Consider the following 26349-nt stretch of genomic DNA (forward strand, 5'->3'; position numbering starts at 1 on the left):
GACCCTGTGGGAGAGTAGGACGCCGCCGAACAATCATTGTGGGAAAGCCCCGCACCTTATGGTGCGGGGCTTTTCTGCGTTTACGGCCCGGAACGGCGCGGATGCGGTGCCGTCCGGCCGTCAGGCGGCGCTACCAGTCGGCCGGGTAACTTTTCAGGCCGCTCGTTTCGAGGGTCCAGCGGCCGGCCGGGACGGTGTCACCGAAGGCGTAGGGGACCTTCTTGCGGTAGCGGATGCCGTCGGGGCCTTCCGAGGGGTCACTGTGGACCGTGACGGCCTTCTTGTCCTTGCGGGGATCCACGACGACGTACAGGGGGATGCCCATGCGCGGGTAGTCGTGGAGCTTGTCGCGGATGTCGGTGAGGGAATTCGTGCGGGAGACGACTTCCACCACCATCAGGACGTCGCGCGAGTTCACGACCTTGGCCGTGTCGTCGGTGTCCTCCTCGGCGATGACCATGAGGTCGGGGACCTTGGTCAGTCCGGTATGGGGATCACCCATGTTCGTGTCGTTGAGGGCCATGACCTCGGGCGTTTGGGCCTCGATCTGGCGGCGGAGCCGCACCACGTTCAGGCCGTGGGGAGCCGTGGGGCTCATCATCGTGAGGAAGATCTGACCGTCGGTGGTCTGCACCTTCCACGCGTCCTCCTGGAGCTCGGCCAGTTCCGCGAGTTGCTCCGCGAAATCGTGCATCCGGCGCATCTGCTCGGGGGTGAGGTCGGCCATCGTGTCCTCCTGGTGGGTGCCCGACCAGCGTAGCCAGCCCGGGACCGCAGGAGCGGCTCTAGAGCGCTAGTGCCGTGACCGGAAAGGTCCACCGGGTCGCGACGCCCGGCACGGCACCTCTCCGCGTTGTCGGACCACGGAGGTACGTCCAGTACGAGCCGCGGCCCTCCGCCTCGAGATGCACCGCACCGGACGCCGCGACCCGCCAAACCTTCCCGGCCACGGCACTAGAGGCGGCCGGCGGCCTTCAGGGAGAGGTAGGCGTCGGCCAGGGCTGGGGGGAGGGCTTCGGGGGTGGCGTCCACGACGTGGACGCCGTGGCGGGTCAGCTGGTCGGCCGTGCGGCGGCGCTGGGTCTGGGACTGGGTGCCCGCGGCGGCCTCGTAGACGGCGTCGACGGTGCCGCGGGCGCGGGTCATCTCGGCCACGTGCGGGTCGGCCACGGAGGCCAGGACGACCGTGTGGCGCTGCGTCAGCCGGGGGAGCAGCGGCAGCAGGCCCTCCTCGATCGGGGCCGCGTCCAGGCTGGTCAGCAGGACGACGAGGGACCGGCGGGGGGCGCTGCGCAGGATCGTGGAGACCAGGGTGCGGGAGTGGGTTTCGACGAGTTCCGCTTCGAGGGTCGCCATGGCGCTGACGAAGGCCGGAAGGGTGTCGGCGGCCGAGCGGCCCTGGACCTGGGCGCGGGCACGGCGGTCGTGGGCCAGCAGGTCCACGCGGTCGCCGGCGCGGGTGGCCAGGGCGGTCAGGAGCAGGGCCGCGTCCATGGCGGCGTCCAGGCGGGGAGCGTCCCCCACGCGGCCCGCGGCGGTGCGGCCGGTGTCCAGGCAGATCAGGATGTGCCGGTCGCGTTCGGGGCGCCAGGTGCGGACGGCGACCTTGTTCTGGCGGGCGGTGGCGCGCCAGTCGATGGAGCGGGTGTCGTCGCCGGGGACGTAGTCGCGGAGGCTGTCGAACTCGGTGCCCTCGCCGCGGGTCAGGACGCTGGTGCGGCCGTCGAGTTCGCGCAGGCGGGCCAGGCGGGACGGGAGGTGCTTGCGGCTGGCGAACGGCGGCAGGACGCGGACCGTCCAGGGGACGGTGTGGGAGCCCTGGCGGGACATCAGGCCGAGCGGGCCGTACGAACGGATCGTGACGCGGTCGGCCCGGCGGTCGCCGCGCCGGGTGGGGTGCAGGCGGGTGGTCAGGCGGCGGCGTTCGCCTGCGGGGACGGTCAGGTCGTGGCGGGAGGCGGGGCCCTCGGTACCGGGCTGCCAGCTGCTCGGCGGCCAGGCGTCGCGGACGCGGGCGCGGAGGGTGCGGCGGCCCGGGTTGGTGACCGTGAGGTGGACGTCGGCGCTCTCGCCGAGGCGCACCGAGGTGTCGCCCGAGCGGGTGAGGCGCAGGGCGCGGACGGGCGCCGCCAGGGCGCAGTCGACGGCGCAGGCCAGGGCCAGGGTGCCGTTGACGGCGAGGATGCCCGTCCAGCTCGGTTCGAGGATGCCGACGGGCAGGCTGCCGAGGGCCGCGAGGAGGGCGGCGCGTCCGGTGAGGGCCATCAGCGCGGGACGGGGACGTGGGAGAGGATCGCCGTGATGACGGCGTCGGCCTTGACGCCTTCCATCTCGGCTTCCGGGCGGAGCTGGACGCGGTGGCGCAGGGTGGGCAGGGCGAGGGCCTTCACGTCGTCGGGGGTCACGTAGTCGCGGCCGACGAGCCAGGCCCAGGCGCGGGCGGTGGCCAGCAGGGCGGTCGCGCCGCGCGGGGAGACGCCGAGCGTGAGGGACGGCGATTCGCGGGTGGCGCGGCAGATGTCGACGACGTAGCCGGCGATCTCGGGGGAGACGGTGACGTGGGTGACGGCTTCGCGGGCGGCTTCGAGTTCCTTCAGGCCTGCGACGGGGCGCAGGCCCGCCGCGGCGAGGTCGCGGGGGTTGAAGCCGGCGGCGTGCCGGGTCAGGACGCCGATCTCGTCCTCGCGGGAAGGGAGGGGCACCGTCAGCTTGAGGAGGAAGCGGTCGAGCTGGGCTTCGGGGAGGGGATAGGTGCCCTCGTACTCGACGGGGTTCATGGTGGCGGCGACGAGGAAGGGCTCGGGGAGCTTGCGGGGGGTGCCGTCGACCGTGACCTGGCGTTCCTCCATCGCTTCGAGGAGCGAGGACTGGGTCTTGGGGGGCGTGCGGTTGATCTCGTCCGCGAGGAGCAGGTTGGTGAAGACCGGGCCGTCCTGGAAGGAGAACTCGGCGGTGCGGGCGTCGTAGACGAGGGAGCCGGTGACGTCGCTCGGCATCAGGTCCGGGGTGAACTGGACGCGCTTGGTGTCGAGTTCGAGGGAGGCGGCGAGGGCGCGCACGAGCAGGGTCTTCGCGACACCGGGGACGCCTTCGAGGAGGACGTGGCCGCGGCACAGGAGTGCGACGACGAGACCGGTGACGGCGGAGTCCTGGCCGACCACGGCCTTGGCGATCTCGGTGCGGAGCGCTTCCAGGGAGGTACGGGCGCTGTCCGTGGTGGCCGTCATGAGGTGCGGACCTCTCTTTCGAGGGCGTCGAGGTGGTCGGCGAGCGCGACGAGTGCCGCGTCGTCGGCGGGGGTGGTGCCGAAGAGGAGGGTGGTCACGTCGCGGGTGCCGTCGCCGAGGCGGGCGGACACGGCGGGGACCAGGGAGGCCGGGTCGTGGGCCTGGGCGGGCGGTACGCCGACCAGTGCGGCGAGGCGTTCGCGGGTGGCGGCGCGCAGCACGGTCGAGGCGCGGTCGCGGGCGTCGGCCTTGCGGTAGAGGCGGGCGCGGCCCTCGGTGGCCTCGGAGGCGCGGACGGCGACGGGGAGCCTCTCGGTGACGAGGGGGCCGAGGCGGCGGGCGCGCCAGAGGGCGGCGAGGACGGCGGCGGCGAACAGCTGGAGCAGGGCCCAGTGCCAGCCGGACGGGACGAGGTCGAGGAGGCTCTGGTCCTCGGTGTCGTCGGCGGCGGTCATGTCCGCGAGGGTGGGCAGGTACCAGACGAGGTCCGGGCGGGAGCCGAGGAGTTGGAGGGCGAGGGAGGCGTTGCCCTCTTCGGCGAGGCGTTCGTTGAGGAGGACCGACTCGGAGCCGAGGAGGACGGTGTCGCCGCCCTTGGTGGTGCCGGGCAGGACGAGGAGGGTGGGGCGGCCGCCGCTGGGGTAGCAGGCGGTGGCTCCGGCGGGGCCGGCGGTGTAGCGGAGGTCGCCGCCGGTGGAGGCGCGGCCGGCGGTGGCGGCGGCCGGCAGGGTGCAGGCGGGGTCGAGGTCGTCCTGGTGGGCGAAGCCGCCGGTGCGCGCGGCGGGGGCCAGGTCGGAGAGGGAGTCGCCGGGGGCGATCAGGACGGTGCGGCCGCCGGAGAGGTCGATGGCGGAGCGGATCGCGCGGCGCTGGGAGGCGCCGAGCAGGTCCGGGTCGGTGACCAGGAGGGTGGTGCCGGGGCCGGCCGCGGCGGCGGCGTCGGTGGCGTTGGTGACCACGCGGGTGGTGACTCCGCGTTCCTGGAGGAGTTGCGCGAGGGCCCGGCTGCCCTCGGGGTCGGGGGAGCGGGGGTCGAGGCGTCCGTGGTGGTCGCCGGTCTGGAGGCCGGCCAGGAGGACGGCGGAGACCAGCAGGATGCCGAGGGCGAGGAGGAAGCCGCGGCTGCGGGCCCAGAGCTGGGCGCCGGTGAGGGCGGTGGAGGTGCCGGCGCGGCGGCCCGGGCGGTCGGGCGCGGGCGCGGGGGCCGGGGCCGGGGCGGGCGGCGCCGTCGCGGGCTCGGTGGGGCCGGTCATGCGGTGGGTCCCGTCAGGAGCGGCTTGGTGCGCTCCAGGGTGAGGTCGAGGGTGCGCAGGCGGGCGTAGGCGTCGGGGTCGGCGGTGCGGCCGCCGTAGGTGACGTCGTCGAAGGTGCGGGCGGCGGCGCGCAGGTCGTCGGCGTGGCCGGGCAGGGACACGGCGGCTTCGGCGGCGGCCTCGTCGGCGGTGCGGCCGGGGCGGGGGTCGAGGAGGGTGCGTTCCTCCAGGGAGCGCACGAGGGCGCGCATGCGTTCCTGGACGGCCTCGGTCCAGCGGCCGGCGGCGGCGTGGGCTTCGGCGGCGGTGCGGTGGTCGGCGGCGCTGCGCAGGCCGTCGTCGAAGAGGATGCCCGCGCTGGTGGCCGTACGGCGGGGGGTGCCGAGGCGCCACCAGAGGGCGGCGACGAGGAGGACGACCAGGACGACGACGGCGAGGACGCCGTAGCCGCCGCCGGGGGTGGAGGCGGAGGCGCTGTCGAGGAGGCCGCCGATCCACTCCCAGAAGCGGTCCAGCGCGCGCTCGAAGAGGCCGGGGTCGTCCTGGTGGTAGGCGCGCTTGGCCAGTTCGCGTTCGGCCGCCTCGCGGGCGGCGTCGCGCGGTGTCGTCAGTGGTGGCGTCTCGGCGCCGGGCAGCAGCACCGTGGTGCCGGTGACGATGAGTCCCCCCGTTCTCATCGGTGCGTCAGCCTCCTGTGACCGGTCCGCTGCCGGGCTGCGGGGTGGCCGCGTCGTAGTCGTCGAGGCCGGCGGCGCGGGCGAGTTCCAGGTCGAGGGCCTCGCGGCGGATGCGCTGGTCGATGTAGAGGAGGTTGGTGACGCCGGTCTGCATGGGGACGGTGACGGTGAGGCTGACGAGTCCGCCGATCGCGGTGATGATCAGGAAGGTCCAGCTCTGGGCGGAGGTGCCGTCGAGGAGGCCGCTGAAGCCGCCGGGGGACACGATCATGGCGATGACGGCGAAGGGCACCGCGATGATCAGCGAGGTGATCCAGGTGATGACCCAGGTGAGGGCGCTGATGCCGAAGATGCGCCACCAGGAGCCCTTGACCAGCTTGGCGGACCGCTTGAAGGCGTCGGTGACCTTGCCGCGTTCCAGCACCAGTGCGGGCGGTGCCAGGACGAAGGTCACGAAGTACCAGGCGAGGAGCGTGAGGGCGACGGGGATGCCGAGGACCATCAGGACGGCGTTGCCGGTCAGGAGGCCGGGGAGCAGGGGCAGGACGCCGGCGGCGAGGGCGCCGAGGAACAGTACGGCGGTCAGGGCGAGCAGGCGCGGGAGCAGCGGGCGGACGGCGCGCAGGTCGGCGGCGACGGTGGAGCTCTGGCCGAGGACGGCGCGGCTGACGACGCCGGCGAGGAGGCCGGTGACCAGGAGCAGTCCGAGCAGCTGGATGTAGTAGTTGAAGACGGCGGTGGTCAGGGTGTCGCCCAGCAGCCGCATGGCTTCTTCGGGGGTCGCGGCTTCGTCGGGCGTCATGACGAGGTTGTCCATCATGAGGCGCTGCACGGTGAGCAGGCCGAGCTGGACGAGGGCGGCGAGGACGAGGCTGACGGAGAGGACCGTCTTCCAGTGGCCGCGCAGGGTGCTGACGGCGCCGTCGAGGATCTCGCCGAGGCCCAGGGGGCGCAGGGGGATCACTCCGGGCTTGGCGGCGGGGGGCGGGCCGCCCCAGCCGCCGGGGCCACCCGGATGGCCGTACGGGGCGCCGTAGGGGCTGCCGTACGGTGCGCCGGGCTGCTGACCGGGCTGCTGGCCGGGCTGGCCGTACGATCCCCAGCCCTGGCCCTGCTGCTGCGGGGGCGGGGTGGGGCCCGCTGCCGGGCTGGACCACTGGCCGGGCGGGGGCTGGGACGCCGACCACTTCGGGGCGTCGGCGGGCGGTGCGGGCGGCTGGGTGCCGTCGGAGCCCTGGCCGTCGGACGGGGATCCGGGCGTGGCCCAGCCCGGAGAGTCGTTCATCGTCGCTCCTTCACGTGCACCTGCCGTGGCGGGCGCGCTGGTCGGCTGCCATCGTGCCATGGGGGGACCTCGAACGGACCAGCTGTCCCCCACCCAGGATCTTGGGCTGCTCGTCCCTTCAATTGTCGCGCGGATCCGGGGCAGACTGGTCGTCCTGATCACCACGCAGGTCCGAGGGGCGATTTCCAGCCCTTTTGGCTGTGGGACAGCTCACCGCCGGGTAACGATTAGCTAATGGGATGATGTCAAGCATGAAGGGACGCGTCCTTGTCGTCGACGACGACACCGCACTGGCCGAGATGCTCGGCATCGTGTTGCGTGGAGAAGGTTTTGAGCCGTCGTTCGTAGCGGACGGTGACAAGGCATTGGCTGCCTTCCGGGAGGCCAAGCCGGACCTCGTCCTGCTCGACCTCATGCTGCCCGGACGGGACGGCATAGAGGTGTGCAGGCTGATCCGGGCCGAGTCGGGCGTGCCGATTGTCATGCTCACCGCCAAGAGTGACACGGTGGACGTGGTCGTGGGCCTGGAGTCCGGGGCCGACGACTACATCGTCAAGCCGTTCAAGCCGAAGGAGCTGGTGGCCCGCATCCGGGCGCGTCTGCGCCGGTCGGAGGAGCCCGCACCCGAGCAGCTGGTCATCGGTGACCTGGTCATCGACGTGGCCGGGCACTCGGTCAAGCGCGACGGCGCCTCCATCGCACTGACCCCGCTGGAGTTCGACCTGCTGGTCGCCCTCGCCCGCAAGCCCTGGCAGGTGTTCACCCGCGAGGTGCTGCTGGAGCAGGTCTGGGGCTACCGGCACGCCGCGGACACCCGCCTGGTCAACGTGCACGTACAGCGTCTGCGCTCCAAGGTCGAGAAGGACCCGGAGCGCCCCGAGATCGTCGTGACGGTGCGCGGTGTCGGCTACAAGGCCGGACCGAGCTGACGTGCAGCCCGGCAAGCCCCGGGGCGGCTCCCGATGGGGGTCCCCGTGGGGTGGCCGGCAGCTCCGTTCGGTGGCGGACGGAGCCTCCGGCGGCCCCGTGCTGCGGCTGTGCGTACGCCTCGTACGCCGGCCGCTGCTTCCGGCTGTCCGGCTGTGGCGGCGCAACATCCAGCTCCGGGTGGTCGTCGCGACGCTGCTGATGTCGCTGGCCGTGGTCCTCGCCCTCGGCTTCGTCGTCGTCGCCCAGGTCAGCAAGGGACTCCTCGACGCCAAGGAAGAGGCCGCGCAGAGCCAGGCCGCGGGAGGGTTCGCGGTCGCACAGGAGAAGGCGAACACCCCCCTGTCGGTGGAGCCCGACGCCACCGACAACAAGGTCGGCCGGGACGCCAGCACCTGGATGAACTCGCTCGTCAAACAGCTCGCCAGCGGCGGCCAGACCGCCTTCGAGGTCGCCGCGCTCGGCGCGGGCGAGCAGCAGCCCGGAGCCCAGGGCGTCAAGGGCGCCCGCGCGTCCGGCAACGTCGACCCGACCGCCAGCGTCCCCATCGAGCTGCGCCGGGCCGTCAACCACGCCACCGGCACCTTCAAGACCTTCTCCGAGATCCGGTACACCGCCGGCGTCGGGGACAAGGCGCCCGAGCCCGCGCTCGTCGTCGGCAAGCGGCTGACCGACATCAACGGCTACCCGTACGACCTGTACTACCTCTTCCCGCTCACCCAGGAGGAGGAGTCCCTCAACCTGGTCAAGAGCACCATCGCGACCGCCGGCCTCTTCGTCGTCGTCCTGCTCAGCGCCATCGCCTGGCTCGTCGTGCGCCAGGTCGTCACCCCCGTCCGGATGGCCGCCGGGATCGCCGAAAGGCTCTCGGCCGGGCGGCTCCAGGAACGCATGAAGGTCACCGGCGAGGACGACATCGCCCGCCTCGGCGAGGCCTTCAACAAGATGGCCCAGAACCTCCAGAACAAGATCCAGCAGCTGGAGGACCTCTCGCGGATGCAGCGCCGCTTCGTCTCGGACGTCTCCCACGAGCTGCGCACCCCGCTCACCACCGTCCGGATGGCCGCCGACGTCATCCACGACGCCCGCGTCGACTTCGACCCCGTCACCGCCCGCTCCGCCGAACTCCTCGCCGGACAGCTCGACCGCTTCGAGTCGCTGCTCGCCGACCTGCTGGAGATCAGCCGCTTCGACGCGGGCGCGGCCGCCCTGGAGGCCGAGCCCATCGACCTGCGGGACGTCGTACGCCGCGTCATCGACGGCGCCGAACCGCTCGCCGAGCACAAGGGCACCCGGATCCGCGTCCTCGGGGACACCCAGCCCGTCATCGCCGAGGCCGACGCCCGGCGCGTCGAGCGGGTGCTGCGCAACCTCGTCGTCAACGCCGTCGAGCACGGAGAGGGCCGCGACGTCGTGGTCCGGCTCGCCTCCGCGGGCGGGGCCGTCGCGGTCGCCGTCCGCGACTACGGCGTCGGCCTCAAGCCCGGCGAGGCCACCCGGGTCTTCAACCGCTTCTGGCGCGCCGACCCGGCCCGCGCCCGCACCACCGGCGGAACCGGCCTCGGCCTGTCCATCGCCGTCGAGGACGCCCGGCTGCACGGGGGCTGGCTCCAGGCCTGGGGCGAGCCCGGCGGCGGCTCGCAGTTCCGCCTCACCCTGCCCCGCACCGCGGACGAGCCCCTGCGCGGATCCCCGATCCCGCTGGAGCCCGAGGACTCGCGCGGCAACCGGGCCCGCGCCGCCGCCGAGGCCGCCGGACGCGGACCCGGCGCCGGCGGGCGCCCCGACGGCCGGTCCGAACGCGCGGACCGCTCGCCGATACCGCCGCGCCCGGCCGTCACCACGGCCATGCCGGTGCCCGCCGACCCCACGGCACTGCCGGGCAGCGGCTCCCGGGTCGTCGCCAGGCCGGCCGACCAGCCGACAGCACAGGAGGACGGAACCGGTGGAGGACGCTGAGCGCGGGCAGGACCGCCCGCCGGGCGGAACGAAGGGCACGAGGACGCTCCTCGTCCTAGGAGCGGCCGGAGCACTGCTGACCGGCTGCGCGTCCATGCCGACCCGCGGCGAGATCCGCCCCGTCGAGGCCTCCCAGGGCGTGGACTCCCAGGTCCGGGTGTTCGGCGTACCGCCCGCCGACAAGGCGAACCCCGCCGACATCGTCGAAGGCTTCCTGGAGGCCATGACCAGCGACGACCCGCAGCTGGAGACCGCCCGCAAGTACCTCACCCCGGAAGCGGCGGAGAAGTGGAAGCCCGGCTCCGCCGTGACCGTGCTCTCCGCCGGCCTCGACCGGCTCCCCGTCCAGGGCGAGAAGGACCCCGACGGACCCCGCTGGAAGATCACCGGGAAGAAGCTCGCGACCGTCGACGAGCGCAGCGCCTACCAGCCGGAGACCGGCGGCGGCCGCTACGAGGAGTACCTCCAGCTGGTCCAGGTCAACAAGCAGTGGCGCATCGCGACCCCGCCCAGCAGCCTCGTGCTCAGCGAGTCCGACTTCCAGCGCATCTACAAGCCCGTCAACAAGTACTACTTCGCCGGCAACTCCCTCGTCGCCGACCCGGTCTACGTCCGCCAGCGCAGCGACCCCGAATCGCGGATGGACCCGACCACGCAGACCGTCCAGTCGCTGCTCGCCGGGCCCTCCAAATGGCTCGGCCCCGTCGTCTCGACCAGCTTCCCGACCGGCACCGGACTGCGCGAGGGCACCAAGTCCCTCTCGTACGACGGCCAGAACACCCTGCGCGTCCCGCTCAACGGCAACGGGGCCAACGTCGCGCAGCCGCAGTGCCAGAAGATGGCCACCCAACTCCTCTACACCGTCCGGGACCTGACGGGCTCCCGGCTGGACCGCGTCGAACTGCTGCGCCCCGACGGCAAGTCGCTGCTGTGCGGCGTCAACCAGCCGGCGACCACCGCGTTCGTCAGCCGGACCCCGGTCCCCGAGCACCAGTACTACGTGGACAAGGACTCCAAGCTGGTCCGGATGGTCCTCAGCGTCAACGCCGAGGAACAGCAGGACAAGCCGGAACCGGCACCCGGGCCGCTGGCCACCGCCGCCGACTTCAAGGTGGGCTCCGCGGCCGTCACCTACGACGAGAAGCGCGCCGCGGTCGTCTCCGGAGACGGGCACGGCCTGTACGTGGTGACCCTCGCGACGGCCGGCCCGATGCCGCAGCCCCTCATGACCAGCAAGAGCGGCAAGCTGACCCCACCCAGCTGGGACGCCCACGGCGACCTGTGGATCGCCGACCTCGACCCGCAGACCCAGGGCCTGTGGCGGATCCCCGGCGGCACCGGCACCCCGCAGAAGGTCGACGTCGCCGGACTCGACGGGAAGATCACCGGACTGAAGGCCTCCTCGGACGGGGTGCGCCTCGCGCTGCTCGTCGAGAAGGAGGGCGGGCGCAAGAACCTCTACACCGGCCGGATCGAGCGGCCCGAGGGCAAGGGCGACTCCTCGCCGGTGTCGGTGCGCGAGCTGCGCCCGGCCGCTCCGCAGATGGCCGAGGTGACGGCGATGAGCTGGGCGCCGCGCGGGCGGCTGCTGGTGGTGGGACGCGAGAGCGGCGGCGTCGACCAGGCCCGCTACATGCTGGCGGACGGCTCGATGGTCGCCGCGAGCCTGCCCGGGGCGACCGGGCTCAGCGCGATCGCGGCCGCCGAGGACGAGTCCAAGCCGGTCGTGGCCTACTCCGGCGAGGACGGCATCGTGTGGCTTCCGCCGGGTGCGCAGTGGCGCACGGTCGCGGCGGGCGGCAAGGCCCCGGTGTACCCGGGCTGACCGGCTGACCGGCTCGGCCGGGGGTGTCCGCGGCCGGGGTCCGGGGTTTTCCACAGGGGTGGCGGGGGCCGTACGGGCCCGCCACAGTGGAGGCATGCGGGGGTGGTGGCAGGAGGTCTCCGGGCTGGTGCTCCCGGCGGGCTGCGCGGGCTGCGGCACCGGCCGGGCGGTGCTGTGCGCGGACTGCCGGAGCGCTCTGGGCGGGAGCGCGGCGGGCCGGGTGCGTCCGGCCGCGCGGCGGGCCGGGCCGGCGGGGCTGCCGGCCGTGCACGCGGCGGCTCCGTACGAGGGGGCCGTACGGGCGGTCGTACTGGCCCACAAGGAACGCGGGGCACTGCCCCTGGCCGGGCCGCTGGGCGCCGCCCTGGCGGCCGCCGTGGCCCTCGCGGTGCTCCGGGCGGGTGCGGGCCGGGCGGGGGAGCTGGCGCTGGTTCCGGTGCCCTCCGCACGGCGGGCCGTCCGGGCGCGCGGTCACGACCCGGCGCGGCGGATCGCGCTGGCCGCCTCGGCGCGGCTGCGGCGGGCCGGTACGGCCGCGCGCGTGGCGTCCGTACTGCGCCAGCGCAGGCCGGTCGAGGACCAGGCGGGCCTGGGGGCCCTCAGGCGGCTGGAGAACCTCTCGGGGGCCCTGGAGGTCCGCGCGGGCGGTGCGCGGCTCACCGCGGGGGCGGGGATCGTGCTGGTCGACGACGTGATCACCACGGGGGCCACGCTGGCGGAGGCGGCCCGGGCCCTGCGGGAGGCCGGACTACGGGTGGACGCGGCGGCCGTGGTGGCGGCGCCCGCGGAATCCTTCGTCCGGATCCGGTCGGCAACCCGTACAGAGCAAAAATCTTGTGAATAGATCCGGAACCCCTGGGGAATGCGCAACGTTGCAGGTAGTAAGAGGGAACAGTCACCTGAACGTAGGTATGTTCCGGTAGCGGGTGCCGACAACCGGCATTGAGAGATATGTTCGGTTGTGAGGAACTGGCGATCCTTGGGACCCGGGTATCGGAGCACCAGTCCGCCCGTTTTGGAATCTTCGTGTCAATGCCTGCTCAGGGGGTTGTCTCTCTACTCCGAAGTCGGTGGGATGTAGATCTTGCCGATGGGGGAGGAGGAGGTGAAAGTCGCCAAGTCCGAGGCTCCGGTGTTCACCGGGGCCTGGTGCGAAAGGGAGACGCTTCGCCGCACGAGGCGGGGCTCTCCGGGAACGGAGTTCTGCGTGGACATCGTCGTCAAGGGCCGCAAGACCGAGGTGCCCGAGCGGTTCCGCAAGCACGTGGCCGAGAAGCTGAATCCGGAGCGGATCCAGAAGCTCGACGCCAAGGTGATCAGCTTGGACGTCGAGGTGTCCAAGGAGCACAACCCGCGCCAGGCCGACCGTTCCGACCGCGTGGAGATCACCCTGCGTTCGCGGGGCCCGGTGATCCGTGCCGAGGCCGCCGCCGCAGACCCGTACGCGGCGCTCGACCTGGCTCAGGACAAGCTGGAGGCCCGGCTGCGCAAGCAGCACGACAAGCGCTACACGCGCCGCGGCAACGGCCGGCTCTCGGCGGCGGAGGTCGCCGACGTGGTGCCGGGAGTCGCGTCGCTCAACGGCAACGGCGAGCCGGTCGGCGAGGAGAAGGCGGACGGGATTCCGACCACCCGCATCGGATCCCTCGAAGTGCAGGGCGAAGGCCCGCTCATCGTCCGCGAGAAGACCCACTCGGCCGGACCCATGTCGCTCGACCAGGCCCTGTACGAAATGGAACTGGTCGGCCACGACTTCTACCTGTTCGTCGACTCCGAAACCAAGATGCCCAGCGTCGTCTACCGGCGTCACGCCTACGACTACGGCGTCGTCCACCTGAACTCCGACGGCGCCTCCAGCTCCGACCAGCCGGCAGCGGGCGCCGGCGGTGCGCTCGGCGGCTGAGCATTCATCCGTCGCCCCCGCGGGACGCACGGGCGTTCCGCGGGGGCACCTGTATGGGCGCGTATGAGCCAGCCGGATTTCGCCAGATCCCCGCCCGGCGGTGCGGGCATGGAATCATGGCGGACAGTCAGCCGGCGCCCCATCCCGCCGGTTCGGCCCAGCAGCTCGGCACATGCAGGGGGAGGAACGATGGCGGACAGCTTCGGGCCGGTACGCGGTGACGACGGCGCGGGCTGCCGCGAGGCGGACCCGGCCGGGGAGCCCATCCGGGTGCTCGTCGTCGACGACCACGCCCTCTTCCGGCGCGGGCTGGAGATCGTCCTCGCGCAGGAGGAGGACATCCAGGTCGTCGGCGAGGCCGGGGACGGTGCCGAGGCCGTGGACAAGGCCGCCGACCTGCTGCCGGACATCGTGCTCATGGACGTGCGGATGCCCCGGCGCGGCGGCATCGAGGCGTGCACCTCGATCAAGGAGGTGGCCCCCTCCGCGAAGATCATCATGCTGACGATCAGCGACGAGGAGGCCGACCTCTACGACGCGATCAAGGCGGGCGCGACGGGCTACCTGCTCAAGGAGATCTCCACGGACGAGGTCGCGACGGCGATCCGCGCGGTCGCGGACGGCCAGTCGCAGATCAGCCCGTCGATGGCGTCGAAGCTGCTCACCGAGTTCAAGTCGATGATCCAGCGCACCGACGAGCGGCGGCTGGTGCCGGCGCCGCGGCTGACGGACCGGGAGCTGGAGGTCCTGAAGCTGGTGGCCACCGGCATGAACAACCGTGACATCGCGAAGCAGTTGTTCATCTCCGAGAACACGGTGAAGAACCACGTCCGCAACATCCTGGAGAAGCTCCAGCTGCACTCCCGGATGGAAGCCGTCGTCTACGCGATGCGCGAGAAGATCCTAGAGATCCGCTGACGCCACCGCGGGTCGGGGCGCCGGTGCCTACGCGCCGCGCGCGCGGAGTTCCGCCGTCACGGCGGCCGCCTCCCGCTCGCTCGTCGCGCGGTCGACGCGCACCTCCTCGCAGCCCACCCAACGGGCCGCCTCCCACAGGGCCTCCGCCATAGCGCCGGCGGCCTTCGGACTGGTCAGCGAGAGCTGGCGGGCCACGAGGGTGGTGCCCTCCCGGCCCGGGTCGACGCGCCCCTGGAGGCGGCCGCCGGCCAGCAGTGGCATCGCGAAGTAGCCGTGGATCCGCTGGGGTTTGGGGACGTAGGCCTCCAGCCGGTGCGTGAACCCGAAGATCCGCTCGGTGCGGGGGCGGTCCCAGACCAGGGAGTCGAACGGGGACAGCAGGGTGGTGCGGTGGCGGCCGCGCGGCACGGTGGCCAGGGCCTGCGGATCGGCCCACGCCGGCTTGGCCCAGCCCTCCACCGTCACCGGGACCAGACCGGATTCCGCGACGACCGCGTCGAACTGGTCGCCCTTGAGCCGGTGGTAGTCCGCGATGTCGGCGCGGGTGCCGACCCCGAGCGAGCGGCCGGCCAGGGCCACCAGGCGCCGCAGGCACTCGTGGTCGTCGAGGTCGTCGTGGAGCAGGGCGTCCGGGACGGCCCGCTCGGGCAGGTCGTAGACCCGCTTCCAGCCGCGCCGCTGGGCGCAGACCACCTCGCCGGTGTCGAGGAGCCACTCCACCGCGATCTTGGTCTCGGACCATTCGAACCACTCGCCGCCGTTCTTGGCGCCGCCGAGCTCGGTCGAGGTCAGCGGGCCCTCGGCGCGCAGCCGGTCCAGGACCGCCCCCGTCGAACGCTCCTTGTCCTGGAGGACGTGCCAGCGGTGGCCGCGGGCCCGGCGGGCGCGGCGGCGGAAGGCGAAGTGCGGCCACTCCTCGACGGGCAGGATGCAGGCGGCGTGCGACCAGTACTCGAAGGCGTGGCTCTGCGACCAGTAGGCCTTCTCGACGGTGTCCCGGCCGACCGCGCCGAGGCGTGCGTACGGGATCAGCTCGTGCGAGCGCGCCAGGACCGAGATCGTGTCCAGCTGCACGGCGCCCAGGTGGCGCAGGACCCCGCGGACCCCGCCCCTGCGGTCGGGCGCTCCGAGGAAGCCCTGCGCGCGCAGGGCGATCCGGCGGGCCTCGTCGGCGGACAGGGACAGGGTCGGCTGCGGCAGGCTCATGGCCCGCAGCCTAGGCGCCGCCACTGACACCGGTGCCCGTGGCGGCGGGGAGGTAGGGGAGGGCGGGGGTCAGGCCGAGGTCCGAGGGGAGCAGGGCCCCGACCCAGCCGTCGCGTGCGGTGCCGTTGCGCAGGAGGGAGGCCCGCAGCAGGCCCTCGATGCGGAAGCCGGCCTTCTCGGCGACGGCCTTCGAGCCCGCGTTGCCGACCTCCGCGCGCCATTCCAACCGTACGGCGCCGAGCTCGGTGAAGGCCCAGCGGGCGACGGCGTCCAGGGCCTCGGTCATGTAGCCGTGCCCGCGATACTCCCTGGTCGCCCAGTACCCGACCTCGTACGAGCGGGTCCCGAACGCCTCGTGCACGTGGACGCCGATCGCCGCGACCAGCGGGCCGCGCGGGCCGAGACGGACCGCGAAGCTGTACCCGGTGTCCCCGCGCCAGCCGGCCGGGACCAGCTCGCCCACGAAGGCCTTCGCGTGGGCGCGCTCGTAGGGGGAGGGGACCATCGTCCAGCGCTGGATGTCGGGGTCCTGCGCGGCCGCGTAGACCTCGTCCTCGTCGTCCGGCGCGAAGGGCCGCAGGTCCAGGCGGGCCGTGGTCAGTGTGGTGGGCTCCATGGGCGGAGTCTGGTACCTGGGCGCGGAACGGGCGAGCACTTTTTTCCGAAGCGGGCCCGGAGAGGGCGGCACCTATTTCCTTCTCCGTACGTTCTCATTCCGGGCGCCCGTGCCCTGCGGACACGGCGGACCTCCCGACGCGACCACGTCCTCGCTTACGATGGCCGTTGCGGTGGGGCCCACCTGCCGTGCCCGTGTACGTACAGTGCCCAGGCCCGACCGGCAAGGAGACAAACCTCGGTGTCCGTCTTCAACAAGCTCATGCGTGCAGGCGAAGGCAAGATCCTGCGCAAACTGCACCGCATCGCGGACCAGGTCAACTCCATCGAAGAGGACTTCGTCAACCTCTCCGACGCCGAGTTGCGTGCGCTCACGGACGAGTACAAGCAGCGCTTCCAGGACGGCGAGAGCCTGGACGACCTGCTGCCCGAGGCCTTCGCGACCGTTCGCGAGGCCGCGAAGCGCGTCCTCGGCCAGCGTCACTACGACGTCCAGATGATGGGTGGCGCGGCGCTGCACCTCGGCTACGTCGCCGAGATGAAGACCGGTGAGGGCAAGACCCTCGTCGGCACGCTGCCCGCGTACCTGAACGCGCTGTCCGGCAAGGGCGTCCACCTGATCACGGTGAACGACTACCTCGCCGAGCGCGACTCCGAGATGATGGGCCGGGTGCACAAGTTCCTCGGTCTCGAGGTCGGCTGCATCCTCGCGAACATGTCGCCGGCGCAGCGCCGCGAACAGTACAACTGCGACATCACGTACGGAACGAACAACGAGTTCGGCTTCGACTACCTCCGCGACAACATGGCCTGGTCGCAGGAAGAGCTGGTCCAGCGCGGCCACAACTTCGCCGTGGTCGACGAGGTCGACTCGATCCTCGTCGACGAGGCCCGCACCCCGCTGATCATCTCCGGCCCGGCCGACCAGGCCACCAAGTGGTACGCCGACTTCGCCAAGCTGGTCACCCGCCTGACCAAGGGCGAGGCCGGGCAGCCGCTCAAGGGCATCGAGGAGACCGGCGACTACGAGGTCGACGAGAAGAAGCGCACCGTCGGCATCCACGAGGCCGGTGTCGCGAAGGTCGAGGACTGGCTCGGCATCGAGAACCTGTACGAGTCGGTGAACACCCCCCTCGTCGGTTACCTCAACAACGCGATCAAGGCCAAGGAACTCTTCAAGGCCGACAAGGACTACGTCGTCATCGACGGCGAGGTCATGATCGTCGACGAGCACACGGGCCGCATCCTGGCCGGCCGCCGCTACAACGAGGGCATGCACCAGGCGATCGAGGCGAAGGAAGGGGTGGACATCAAGGACGAGAACCAGACCCTCGCCACGATCACCCTGCAGAACTTCTTCCGCCTCTACTCGAAGCTGTCGGGCATGACCGGTACGGCCATGACCGAGGCCGCCGAGTTCCACCAGATCTACAAGCTCGGCGTCGTCCCGATCCCGACGAACCGCTCGATGCAGCGCAAGGACCAGCCCGACCTCATCTACCGCACCGAGGTCGCCAAGTTCGCCGCCGTCGTCGACGACATCGCGGAGAAGCACGAGAAGGGCCAGCCGATCCTCGTCGGCACCACCTCGGTCGAGAAGTCCGAGTACCTCTCGCAGCAGCTCTCCAAGCGGGGCATCCCGCACGAGGTGCTGAACGCCAAGCAGCACGACCGTGAGGCCACGATCGTCGCCCAGGCCGGCCGCCGCGGCGCGGTCACCGTCGCCACGAACATGGCGGGCCGCGGTACCGACATCAAGCTCGGCGGCAACCCGGACGACCTCGCCGAGGCCGAGCTGCGCCAGCGCGGCCTGGACCCCGAGGAGCACATCGAGGAGTGGGCGCACGCCCTTCCCGAGGCGCTCCAGCGCGCGGAGGCGGCCGTGAAGGCCGAGTTCGAGGAGGTCAAGGACCTCGGCGGGCTCTACGTCCTGGGCACCGAGCGGCACGAGTCGCGCCGCATCGACAACCAGCTGCGCGGCCGCTCCGGCCGTCAGGGCGACCCGGGCGAGTCCCGCTTCTACCTGTCCCTGGGCGACGACCTGATGCGCCTGTTCAAGGCGCAGATGGTCGAGCGGGTCATGGCGATGGCGAACGTGCCGGACGACGTCCCGATCGAGAACAAGATGGTGACGCGCGCGATCGCGTCGGCCCAGTCGCAGGTCGAGACCCAGAACTTCGAGACGCGCAAGAACGTCCTGAAGTACGACGAGGTGCTCAACAGCCAGCGCGAGGTCATCTACGGCGAGCGCCGCCGCGTCCTGGAGGGCGAGGACCTGCACGAGCAGGTGCGCTTCTTCATGGACGACACGATCGACGCGTACATCGCGGCCGAGACCGTCGAGGGCTTCGCCGAGGAGTGGGACCTGGACCGGCTGTGGGGCGCCTTCAAGCAGCTCTACCCGATCAAGACCACCGTCGAGGAGCTGGAGGAGGCGGCCGGCGACCGTGCCGGGATCACCGCCGAGTTCATCGCGGAGTCCGTCAAGGACGACATCCACGAGCAGTACGAGAGCCGCGAGAAGGCGCTCGGCTCCGACATCATGCGCGAGCTGGAGCGGCGCGTCGTGCTGTCGGTGCTGGACCGCAAGTGGCGCGAGCACCTGTACGAGATGGACTACCTCCAGGAGGGCATCGGCCTGCGGGCGATGGCCCAGAAGGACCCGCTGGTCGAGTACCAGCGCGAGGGCTTCGACATGTTCAACGCCATGATGGAGGGCATCAAGGAGGAGTCCGTCGGCTACCTGTTCAACCTGGAGGTCCAGGTGGAGCAGCAGGTCGAGGAGCTTCCGGTGCAGGACGCCCCGTCGCTGACGAAGGAGCCGGTGGCGCGGCCGGAGATCCGGGCCAAGGGCCTGGACGCCCCGCAGCGTCCGGACCGGCTGCACTTCTCGGCCCCGTCCGTCGACGGCGAGGGCGGTGTCATCGAGGGCGACTTCGACGCGGACGGCTCCGCGGACGGCGGCGACGGCATGACGCGGGCGGAGCGCCGCAAGGCGCAGAAGGCCTCCGGCGGGCGGCGTCGCAAGAAGTAGCCCCGAGGGGATCTGTCGCGACGGCCGGGGCCGGACACCGTGGGTGGTGTCCGGCCCCGGCCGTTGCGCTGCCGCGCGGGGGTGGTGTCCCGTGCGGGTGCGGCGTCGTGGCCGGGGGCGCCGCCCCGGACCCCCGCGCCTCACACGCCGGCGGGGCTGGAGAAGCAGCGCCGCCGGTGCCGGGCCAGCGCCGGGTGTGGTGGGGTCAGGGGCGGGGGGAGGCGATTTCCACCGCTGCGCAGCGCCAGCGGAGGTCGGGGCCCTGTTCCAGGCGGAAGGCCATGGCCGAGACGCGGTCGCCCGTCGTGATGCGGGCGAAGGCCTCGATGACGCCCGGGCCGGGGTGGAAGCGGCCGCAGTGCCGCAGTACGGGGCGCAGGCGGTCGCGCAGGGGCCCCGTGGGGGCCAGGGTGACCAGCTGGTCGTACGCCTCGCCCACGGTGAGGCCCAGCAGCGAGTGGACGGGCCGCTGGCCGCTCAGCACCGCCAGGAGGCGTTCGGCGAACCAGTCGTGCGGGCCGGGGCGGCGCACGGGGCGCGGGGTGCCGGCGGGCCGCCGCTGGTCGCGCCGGCCCGCCGGGCGGGTACGGGAGGGCGGCGATCCGGGAGCGGTCCGGCGGCTGCGGTTCCCCTCGCCGCCGGCCGTGCCGCGCGTGGTGGTGTCCATGGCGTCTCCCCCGTACTGGCCTGGCCCGGCGGTCGTACCGGGCGGTAACTCGGTGGGGGTTTTCTACGGCCGCCGCACACGCTCCGCAACCGCCCCGCGCGGCCGGTCCGGCGGGCGGCCCGGTTCACTTATCCGGGTGGCCGCGGCCCCGCCACGGTGCGCCGGAGCCCGGGCGCGGGGACGCCGGTGGACGGGCCCGGGAGCGGCCCGGCGGGCCCGAAAGGGTACGGGCCCGTCACTCAGCCGGACGCACCGCCGGGAACGCGGCGGGCGGTCGTATCCTGAGGGCGTTTCCGACTACCGAAAGCAGCCGGCCATGCGCGTGTACGTCCCCCTGACACTCCCCGGTCTCGCCGAGGCGCACAAGGCGGGCGAGCTGGGGCCCGCCCCGCTCCGCGCCTACGCCGTGACCCCCGGGCTGCGGGAGTGGTACGTGTCGGACGACATCGAGGAGCTGGAGTACGCGGCCCTGAACCGGGCCGCCGCCGCCTCGCTGCGGCTGATCTCCGCCTACGCGGACGCCCCCCGCAAGCGGGTCGTGGTCGCGCTCGACGTCGACGACAAGGCCGCCACCGCCGCCCCCGGGGTCGACGAGGCCACCCTCGGCCAGGTGACGCTGGCCGCGCCCGTACGCCTCGCGGTGGCCGCCGCCGTGCACGTGGACGCCGACGACGCCCGCGAGGACGTCACGGCCGCCGCCGGAGCCCTCGCGGCCGCCGACGGCGGGGACGACGACGCCCGGTTCGTGGTCGACGGCGCCGAGGACCACGAGCTGCTGTGGTTCGGCGTCCAGGAGATTCCGGGGCTGCTCAAGTGACCCGCCCGGCCGACCACATCGTGTGGGACTGGAACGGCACGCTGCTGCACGACATCGACGCCGTGATAGCCGCGACCAACGCCTCCTTCGCGGAGCTGGGCTTCGCCCCGATCACCCTGGAGACGTACCGCGACCTGTACGTCGTACCGGTCCCGAAGTTCTACGAACGCCTCATGGGCCGGCTGCCCACGGACGCCGAGTGGCTCGTCATGGACGAGGCCTTCCACCGGCACTACTGGGCGGCCGCCGACGGCGCCGGGCTCGCCGAGGGCGCGCTGGAGCTGCTGCGCGGCTGGCAGGCCGACGGACTCACCCAGTCCCTGCTGTCCCTCGCACCCCACGACAAGCTCGTCCCCCTGGTGCGCACGCACGGCATCGACCGGCACTTCCTGCGCGTCGACGGACGGACCGGCCCCTCGCACACGAGCAAGGCGGTGCACCTCGTACGCCATATGGCGGCCATGGAGGCGGCGGGAGTGAGCGCCGACCGTACGGTCCTCATCGGAGACGCGGTGGACGACGCGCTCGCCGCGGCCCACGTGGGCGCCCGGGCGATCCTCTACACGGGTGGTTCGCACAGCCGCGCAAGTCTGGAATCGGCCGGAGTGCCCGTCGTGGACAGCCTGGCCGAGGCCGTAGCCGCAGCTCGCGAACAGGCCGGATAGCGGCGGGCACGGACAGGGCCTCCGGGTCGCTGTCCAGAGTGTCAAAGTTCCACCCCCGGATTTGTACACATACAGCTCATGACGTGCCGGGGGTGGATCGGGATAGCCTGGTACCCGTGATCAGCGCGATAGTCATCGGGGGCACTGACGCCCCCGGCCCGCGCCCGGCGCACGACCGTGCCCGGGCCTTCGCTGATCCCCGCTGCCGGGACACCGTGCCGATCTTGGCCGATTCCCTCCCGGTCGGCTCATTCGACGACATAGCGTCGGCAACGATTCCTGACGGGCATCCCGCTTCGAGGCGGCACCGTGTCAGTCCTTCCTTCAACCTACGTCGCGCAATGGCGCGCGACAGGAGCCAGAGGCATGCAGACCAAGCTGGACGAAGCAAAGGCCGAGCTGCTCGCGCGGGCGGCACGGGTAGCTGAGAACAGCCCGGCCGGGGGGCTACTTCCGACTGGGTCCGACCAAGGGGAGCGCCCCGAACGGGGATCGACGCTGTCCTACCTCCAGCGCTACTACCTGCACACCGCACCCGAGGACCTGCTGGACCGGGACCCGGTCGACGTGTTCGGGGGCGCGCTCTCGCACTACCGGCTCGCCGAGAAGCGCCCGCAGGGCACCGCGAGCGTGCGGGTGCACACCCCCACGGTCGAGGAGAACGGCTGGACCTCCAGCCACTCGGTCGTCGAGGTCGTCACCGACGACATGCCCTTCCTCGTCGACTCCGTCACCAACGAGCTGTCCCGCCAGGGCCGCGGCATCCACGTCGTGATCCACCCGCAGGTCGTCGTGCGCCGTGACATCACCGGCAAGCTCATCGAGATCCTCGGCCCCGACTGCGACGCCCACGGCCCGCGCACCGAGCGCCCCCACGACTCCCTCGTCGAGTCCTGGATCCACGTCGAGATCGACCGCGAGACCGACAAGGCCGACCTCAAGCAGATCACCGCCGATCTGCAGCGCGTCCTGTCCGACGTCCGGGAGTCCGTCGAGGACTGGGAGAAGATGCGCGACGCCGCGCTGCGCATCGCCGAGGACCTGCCGGCCGAGCCGACCGCCCCCGACCTGCGCGAGTACGAGCTCGAAGAGGCCCGCGAGCTGCTGCGCTGGCTCGCCGACGACCACTTCACCTTCCTCGGCTACCGCGAGTACAACCTCGTCGACGGAGACGCCCTCGCGGCCGTCCCCGGCACCGGCCTCGGCATCCTGCGCTCCGACCCGCACCACAGCGGCAAGGACGACGGCCACCCGGTCTCGCCGTCCTTCAACCGGCTGCCCGCCGACGCCCGCGCGAAGGCCCGCGAGCACCGCCTGCTGGTGCTGACCAAGGCCAACAGCCGCTCCACCGTGCACCGCCCCTCGTACCTCGACTACGTCGGCGTCAAGAAGTTCGACGCCGACGGCAACGTCATCGGCGAGCGCCGCTTCCTCGGCCTGTTCTCCTCCGCGGCCTACACCGAGTCCGTGCGCCGCGTTCCGGTGATCCGCCGCAAGGTCGCCGAGGTCCTGGAGGGCGCCGGCTTCTCGCCGAGCAGCCACGACGGCCGCGACCTCCTCCAGATCCTGGAGACGTACCCGCGCGACGAGCTGTTCCAGACCCCGGTCGACCAGCTCCAGTCCATCGCCACCTCCGTCCTGTACCTCCAGGAACGCCGCCGGCTGCGCCTGTACCTGCGCCAGGACGAGTACGGCCGCTACTACTCCGCGCTCGTCTACCTGCCGCGCGACCGCTACACCACGGGCGTCCGGCTGCGCCTGATCGACATCCTGAAGGAGGAGCTCGACGGCATCAGCGTCGACTTCACCGCCTGGAACACCGAGTCGATCCTCTCCCGCATCCACTTCGTCGTCCGCGTCCCGCAGGGCAAGGAACTGCCGGTCCTCACCGACGCCGACGTCGAGCGCATCGAGGCCCGGCTCGTCGAGGCCGCCCGCTCCTGGGCCGACGGCTTCGGCGAGGCCCTCGTCGCCGAACTGGGCGAGGAGCGCGCCGCCGAGCTGCTCCGCAAGTACGGCACCTCCTTCCCCGAGGGCTACAAGGCCGACCACTCGCCGCGTGCGGCCGTGGCCGACCTGTGCCACCTGGAGCGGCTCTCCGCCAGCGACCGCGAGTTCGCGCTCTCGCTGTACGAGCCCGTCGGCGCCGGCCCCGGCGAGCGCCGCTTCAAGATCTACCGGACGGGCGAGCAGGTCTCCCTGTCCGCCGTCCTGCCCGTCCTCCAGCGCCTCGGCGTCGAGGTCACCGACGAGCGGCCGTACGAGCTGCGCCGCACCGACCGGGTCAGCGCCTGGATCTACGACTTCGGTCTGCGGATGCCGCTGTCCACCGGCAACGGCGACTCTTACCTCGGCGACGACGCCCGCGAGCGCTTCCAGGACGCCTTCGCGGCGGTCTGGCAGGGCGACGCGGAGAACGACAACTTCAACACCCTCGTCCTCGGCGCCGGGCTCACCTGGCGGCAGGCCGTGGTGCTCCGCGCGTACGCGAAGTACCTGCGGCAGGCCGGCTCCACCTTCAGCCAGGACTACATGGAGGACACCCTCCGCAACAACGTCCACACCACCCGGCTGCTGGTCTCGCTCTTCGAGGCGCGGATGTCGCCGGTCCGCCAGGCCGCCGGCAGCGAGCTCGTCGACGCCATGCTGGAGGAGCTCGACGGGGCCCTGGACCAGGTCGCCTCGCTCGACGAGGACCGCATCCTGCGGGCCTTCCTCACGCTCATCAAGGCGACGCTGCGGACGAACTTCTTCCAGCTGAACAGCGCCGGCGAGCAGCACTCCTACGTGTCGATGAAGTTCGACCCGCAGGCCATCCCGGACCTGCCGGCCCCGCGCCCGGCCTACGAGATCTGGGTGTACTCCCCGCGCGTCGAGGGCGTCCACCTGCGCTTCGGCAAGGTCGCCCGGGGCGGCCTGCGCTGGTCCGACCGCCGCGAGGACTTCCGTACGGAGATCCTCGGCCTGGTCAAGGCGCAGATGGTGAAGAACACCGTCATCGTCCCGGTCGGCGCCAAGGGCGGGTTCGTCGCGAAGAACCTGCCCGACCCGTCGGTGGACCGCGACGCGTGGCTCGCCGAGGGCATCGCCTCGTACAAGATCTTCATCTCGGCGCTGCTCGACATCACCGACAACATGGTCTCGGGCGAGGTCGTGCCCCCCACGGGCGTGGTCCGTCACGACGAGGACGACACCTACCTCGTCGTCGCCGCCGACAAGGGCACCGCGACCTTCTCCGACATCGCCAACGGGGTCGCCGAGGCGTACGGCTTCTGGCTGGGCGACGCCTTCGCCTCCGGCGGCTCCGCCGGCTACGACCACAAGGGCATGGGCATCACCGCCCGCGGCGCGTGGGAGTCCGTCAAGCGGCACTTCCGCGAGCTCGGCCACGACACCCAGACCGAGGACTTCACGGTCGTCGGCGTCGGTGACATGTCCGGCGACGTCTTCGGCAACGGCATGCTGCTCTCCGAGCACATCCGCCTCGTCGCGGCCTTCGACCACCGGCACATCTTCATCGACCCGAACCCGGACGCGGCCACCTCCTACGCCGAGCGCCGGCGCCTGTTCGACCTGCCGCGCTCCTCGTGGGCCGACTACGACACCGCGCTCCTGTCGGCGGGTGGCGGCATCCACCCGCGCAGCGCCAAGGCCATCCCGCTGAACGCGCAGGTCCGCGAGGCCCTCGGCATCGAGGCGGGCGTCACCAAGATGACCCCGGCCGAACTGATGCAGGCCATCCTTCAGTCGCCGGTGGACCTGCTGTGGAACGGCGGCATCGGCACGTACGTCAAGGCGACCGCCGAGACGCACGCCGACGTCGGCGACAAGGCCAACGACGCCATCCGCGTCAACGGCTCCGACGTCCGCGCCAAGGTCATCGGCGAGGGCGGCAACCTGGGCCTGACCCAGCTCGGCCGCATCGAGTTCGCCCGCACCGGGGCCGGCGGCGAGGGCGGCAAGGTCAACACCGACGCCATCGACAACAGCGCCGGCGTGGACACCTCCGACCACGAGGTGAACATCAAGATCCTGCTCAACGCGGTGGTCGCGGACGGCGACATGACCGTCAAGCAGCGCAACAAGCTCCTCGCCGAGATGACCGACGAGGTCGGCCACCTGGTGCTGCGCAACAACTACGCGCAGAACACCGCGCTCGCCAACGGCGCCGCGCAGGCCCCCAGCCTGCTCCACGCCCAGCAGCGCTTCATGCGCCGCCTGGAGCGCGCCGGACTGCTGAACCGGGCGCTGGAGTTCCTGCCCACCGACCGGCAGATCCGCGAGCTGCTGAACAACGGCAAGGGGCTGACCCAGCCGGAACTGGCCGTCCTCTTCGCCTACACGAAGATCACGGTGGCGGACGAGCTGATCGCCACCGAGCTCCCGGACGACCCGTACCTGCGCCGTCTGCTCTTCGCCTACTTCCCGGCCGCCCTGCGCGAGAAGTTCCCCGAGCAGATCGACGCGCACGCGCTGCGCCGGGAGATCATCACCACCCTCCTGGTCAACGACACCGTCAACACCGGCGGTTCGACCTTCCTGCACCGCCTGCGCGAGGAGACGGGGGCCTCCACGGAGGAGATCGTCCGGGCGCAGCTCGCGGCCCGCGAGATCTTCGGCCTGGCCGACGTGTGGGACGCGGTCGAGGCGCTGGACAACGAGGTCGCGGCCTCCGTCCAGACCCGGGTGCGGCTGCACTCGCGGCGCCTGGTCGAGCGCGGTACGCGCTGGCTGCTGAACAACCGGCCGCAGCCGCTCCAGATCACCGAGACCATCGAGGTCTTCGGCGCGCGGGTGTCCGAGGTCTGGGCCGAGCTGCCCAAGCTGGTGCGCGGCGCGGACCTGGACTGGTACCGGTCGATCATGGACGAGCTGACCGGCGAGGGTGTGCCGGAGGAGCTCGCGGCCAAGGTCGCCGGGTTCTCCTCGGCGTTCCCGACGCTGGACATCGTGGCGATCGCGGACCGCACCGGGGTGAACCCGCTGGACGTGGCCGAGGTCTACTACGACCTCGCGGACCGTCTGGACATCACCCAGCTGATGGACCGGATCATCGAGCTCCCGCGGGCCGACCGCTGGCAGTCGATGGCCCGTGCCTCCATCCGTGAGGACCTGTTCGCCGCGCACGCCGCGCTGACCGCCGACGTCCTGGCGGTGGGCAACGGCACCTCGACGCCCGAGGAGCGGTTCAAGGCGTGGGAGGACAAGAACGCCGCGATCATCGGGCGGGCCCGGACGACCCTGGACGAGATCCGCGGTTCGGACGACTTCGACCTGGCGAACCTGTCGGTGGCGATGCGGACCATGCGCTCCCTGCTCCGCGCGCACAGCTGATCACCTGATCACCTGATCACCTGATCACCGACCGAAC

At 72.1% G+C, this 26349-nt stretch carries 19 protein-coding genes; 10 read left to right on the forward strand and 9 right to left on the reverse strand.

Going from position 1 to position 26349, the window contains the following annotated elements; all coding sequences use genetic code 11:
* Positions 1-130: 130 nt before the first annotated feature.
* From ABZZ17_RS35175 to ABZZ17_RS35200, 6 genes are all read right to left on the reverse strand, one after another.
* Positions 131-727 (reverse strand): Uma2 family endonuclease, encoded by a 597-nt coding sequence (locus ABZZ17_RS35175; protein ID WP_356882540.1) that lies wholly within the window; start codon positions 725-727, stop codon positions 131-133.
* A 227-nt stretch (positions 728-954) separates the two neighbouring features.
* Positions 955-2265: a DUF58 domain-containing protein gene (locus tag ABZZ17_RS35180; protein WP_356882542.1), complete on the reverse strand. Its 1311-nt coding sequence runs from the start codon at positions 2263-2265 to the stop codon at positions 955-957.
* The gene (locus ABZZ17_RS35185; protein ID WP_356882544.1) at positions 2265-3227 is read right to left on the reverse strand and encodes a MoxR family ATPase; all 963 of its coding nucleotides are present in this window, start codon (positions 3225-3227) and stop codon (positions 2265-2267) included. The genes ABZZ17_RS35180 and ABZZ17_RS35185 overlap by 1 nt, the downstream gene beginning before the upstream one ends.
* Positions 3224-4480 (reverse strand): DUF4350 domain-containing protein, encoded by a 1257-nt coding sequence (locus tag ABZZ17_RS35190; protein ID WP_356882546.1) that lies wholly within the window; start codon positions 4478-4480, stop codon positions 3224-3226. The genes ABZZ17_RS35185 and ABZZ17_RS35190 overlap by 4 nt, the downstream gene beginning before the upstream one ends.
* The gene (locus ABZZ17_RS35195) at positions 4477-5157 is read right to left on the reverse strand and encodes a DUF4129 domain-containing protein (RefSeq protein ID WP_356882548.1); all 681 of its coding nucleotides are present in this window, start codon (positions 5155-5157) and stop codon (positions 4477-4479) included. The genes ABZZ17_RS35190 and ABZZ17_RS35195 overlap by 4 nt, the downstream gene beginning before the upstream one ends.
* A 7-nt stretch (positions 5158-5164) precedes the next feature.
* Complete coding sequence (locus tag ABZZ17_RS35200; RefSeq protein ID WP_356882550.1) at positions 5165-6442, reverse strand: hypothetical protein; 1278 nt, start codon at positions 6440-6442, stop codon at positions 5165-5167.
* Positions 6443-6681: 239 nt separating this feature from the next.
* Between ABZZ17_RS35200 and mtrA the strand changes: the two genes are divergently transcribed.
* The 6 genes from mtrA (at position 6682) to ABZZ17_RS35230 (ending at position 13974) form a co-directional block, all read left to right on the forward strand.
* Positions 6682-7371, forward strand: a complete 690-nt coding sequence (mtrA, locus tag ABZZ17_RS35205) for a two-component system response regulator MtrA (protein WP_323188307.1) — start codon at positions 6682-6684, stop codon at positions 7369-7371.
* Positions 7372-7441: 70 nt separating this feature from the next.
* The gene (mtrB, locus tag ABZZ17_RS35210; RefSeq protein ID WP_356882552.1) at positions 7442-9328 is read left to right on the forward strand and encodes an MtrAB system histidine kinase MtrB; all 1887 of its coding nucleotides are present in this window, start codon (positions 7442-7444) and stop codon (positions 9326-9328) included.
* Entirely contained in the window at positions 9315-11153 is a 1839-nt protein-coding gene (locus ABZZ17_RS35215; protein ID WP_356882554.1) for an LpqB family beta-propeller domain-containing protein, read from the forward strand. Before mtrB ends, ABZZ17_RS35215 begins: the two co-directional genes overlap by 14 nt.
* A 94-nt stretch (positions 11154-11247) precedes the next feature.
* Entirely contained in the window at positions 11248-11997 is a 750-nt protein-coding gene (locus ABZZ17_RS35220) for a phosphoribosyltransferase family protein (RefSeq protein WP_356882556.1), read from the forward strand.
* Between the two features lie 363 nt (positions 11998-12360).
* A complete protein-coding gene (gene raiA, locus ABZZ17_RS35225) occupies positions 12361-13056 on the forward strand; it encodes a ribosome-associated translation inhibitor RaiA (RefSeq protein WP_356882558.1) in 696 nt (231 codons plus the stop codon).
* A 189-nt stretch (positions 13057-13245) separates the two neighbouring features.
* On the forward strand, positions 13246-13974 hold the full coding sequence (locus ABZZ17_RS35230) for a response regulator transcription factor (protein ID WP_356882560.1): 729 nt from the start codon (positions 13246-13248) through the stop codon (positions 13972-13974).
* Positions 13975-14001: 27 nt separating this feature from the next.
* Here ABZZ17_RS35230 and ABZZ17_RS35235 read toward each other — a convergent pair whose 3' ends face one another.
* Positions 14002-15180, reverse strand: a complete 1179-nt coding sequence (locus tag ABZZ17_RS35235) for a crosslink repair DNA glycosylase YcaQ family protein (protein WP_356882562.1) — start codon at positions 15178-15180, stop codon at positions 14002-14004.
* 10 nt (positions 15181-15190) lie between these two features.
* A complete protein-coding gene (locus tag ABZZ17_RS35240) occupies positions 15191-15796 on the reverse strand; it encodes a GNAT family N-acetyltransferase (protein WP_356882564.1) in 606 nt (201 codons plus the stop codon).
* A gap of 240 nt (positions 15797-16036) precedes the next feature.
* On the opposite strand from ABZZ17_RS35240, the gene secA reads away from it, so the two are divergent.
* Positions 16037-18829 (forward strand): preprotein translocase subunit SecA, encoded by a 2793-nt coding sequence (gene secA / locus ABZZ17_RS35245; RefSeq protein ID WP_356882566.1) that lies wholly within the window; start codon positions 16037-16039, stop codon positions 18827-18829.
* A 205-nt stretch (positions 18830-19034) separates the two neighbouring features.
* Here secA and ABZZ17_RS35250 read toward each other — a convergent pair whose 3' ends face one another.
* On the reverse strand, positions 19035-19496 hold the full coding sequence (locus tag ABZZ17_RS35250) for an Rv3235 family protein (protein WP_356882568.1): 462 nt from the start codon (positions 19494-19496) through the stop codon (positions 19035-19037).
* Positions 19497-19812: 316 nt separating this feature from the next.
* Between ABZZ17_RS35250 and ABZZ17_RS35255 the strand changes: the two genes are divergently transcribed.
* The 3 genes from ABZZ17_RS35255 (at position 19813) to ABZZ17_RS35265 (ending at position 26312) form a co-directional block, all read left to right on the forward strand.
* Entirely contained in the window at positions 19813-20313 is a 501-nt protein-coding gene (locus ABZZ17_RS35255; protein ID WP_356882570.1) for a hypothetical protein, read from the forward strand.
* Complete coding sequence (locus ABZZ17_RS35260; protein ID WP_356882572.1) at positions 20310-20978, forward strand: HAD hydrolase-like protein; 669 nt, start codon at positions 20310-20312, stop codon at positions 20976-20978. Before ABZZ17_RS35255 ends, ABZZ17_RS35260 begins: the two co-directional genes overlap by 4 nt.
* Positions 20979-21344: 366 nt before the next feature.
* Positions 21345-26312: an NAD-glutamate dehydrogenase gene (locus tag ABZZ17_RS35265; RefSeq protein ID WP_356882574.1), complete on the forward strand. Its 4968-nt coding sequence runs from the start codon at positions 21345-21347 to the stop codon at positions 26310-26312.
* Positions 26313-26349 lie beyond the last annotated feature (37 nt).

Origin of the sequence: Streptomyces sp. NPDC006512 (genome assembly GCF_040611935.1) — a bacterium.
In the GTDB taxonomy this organism is placed as follows: domain Bacteria; phylum Actinomycetota; class Actinomycetes; order Streptomycetales; family Streptomycetaceae; genus Streptomyces.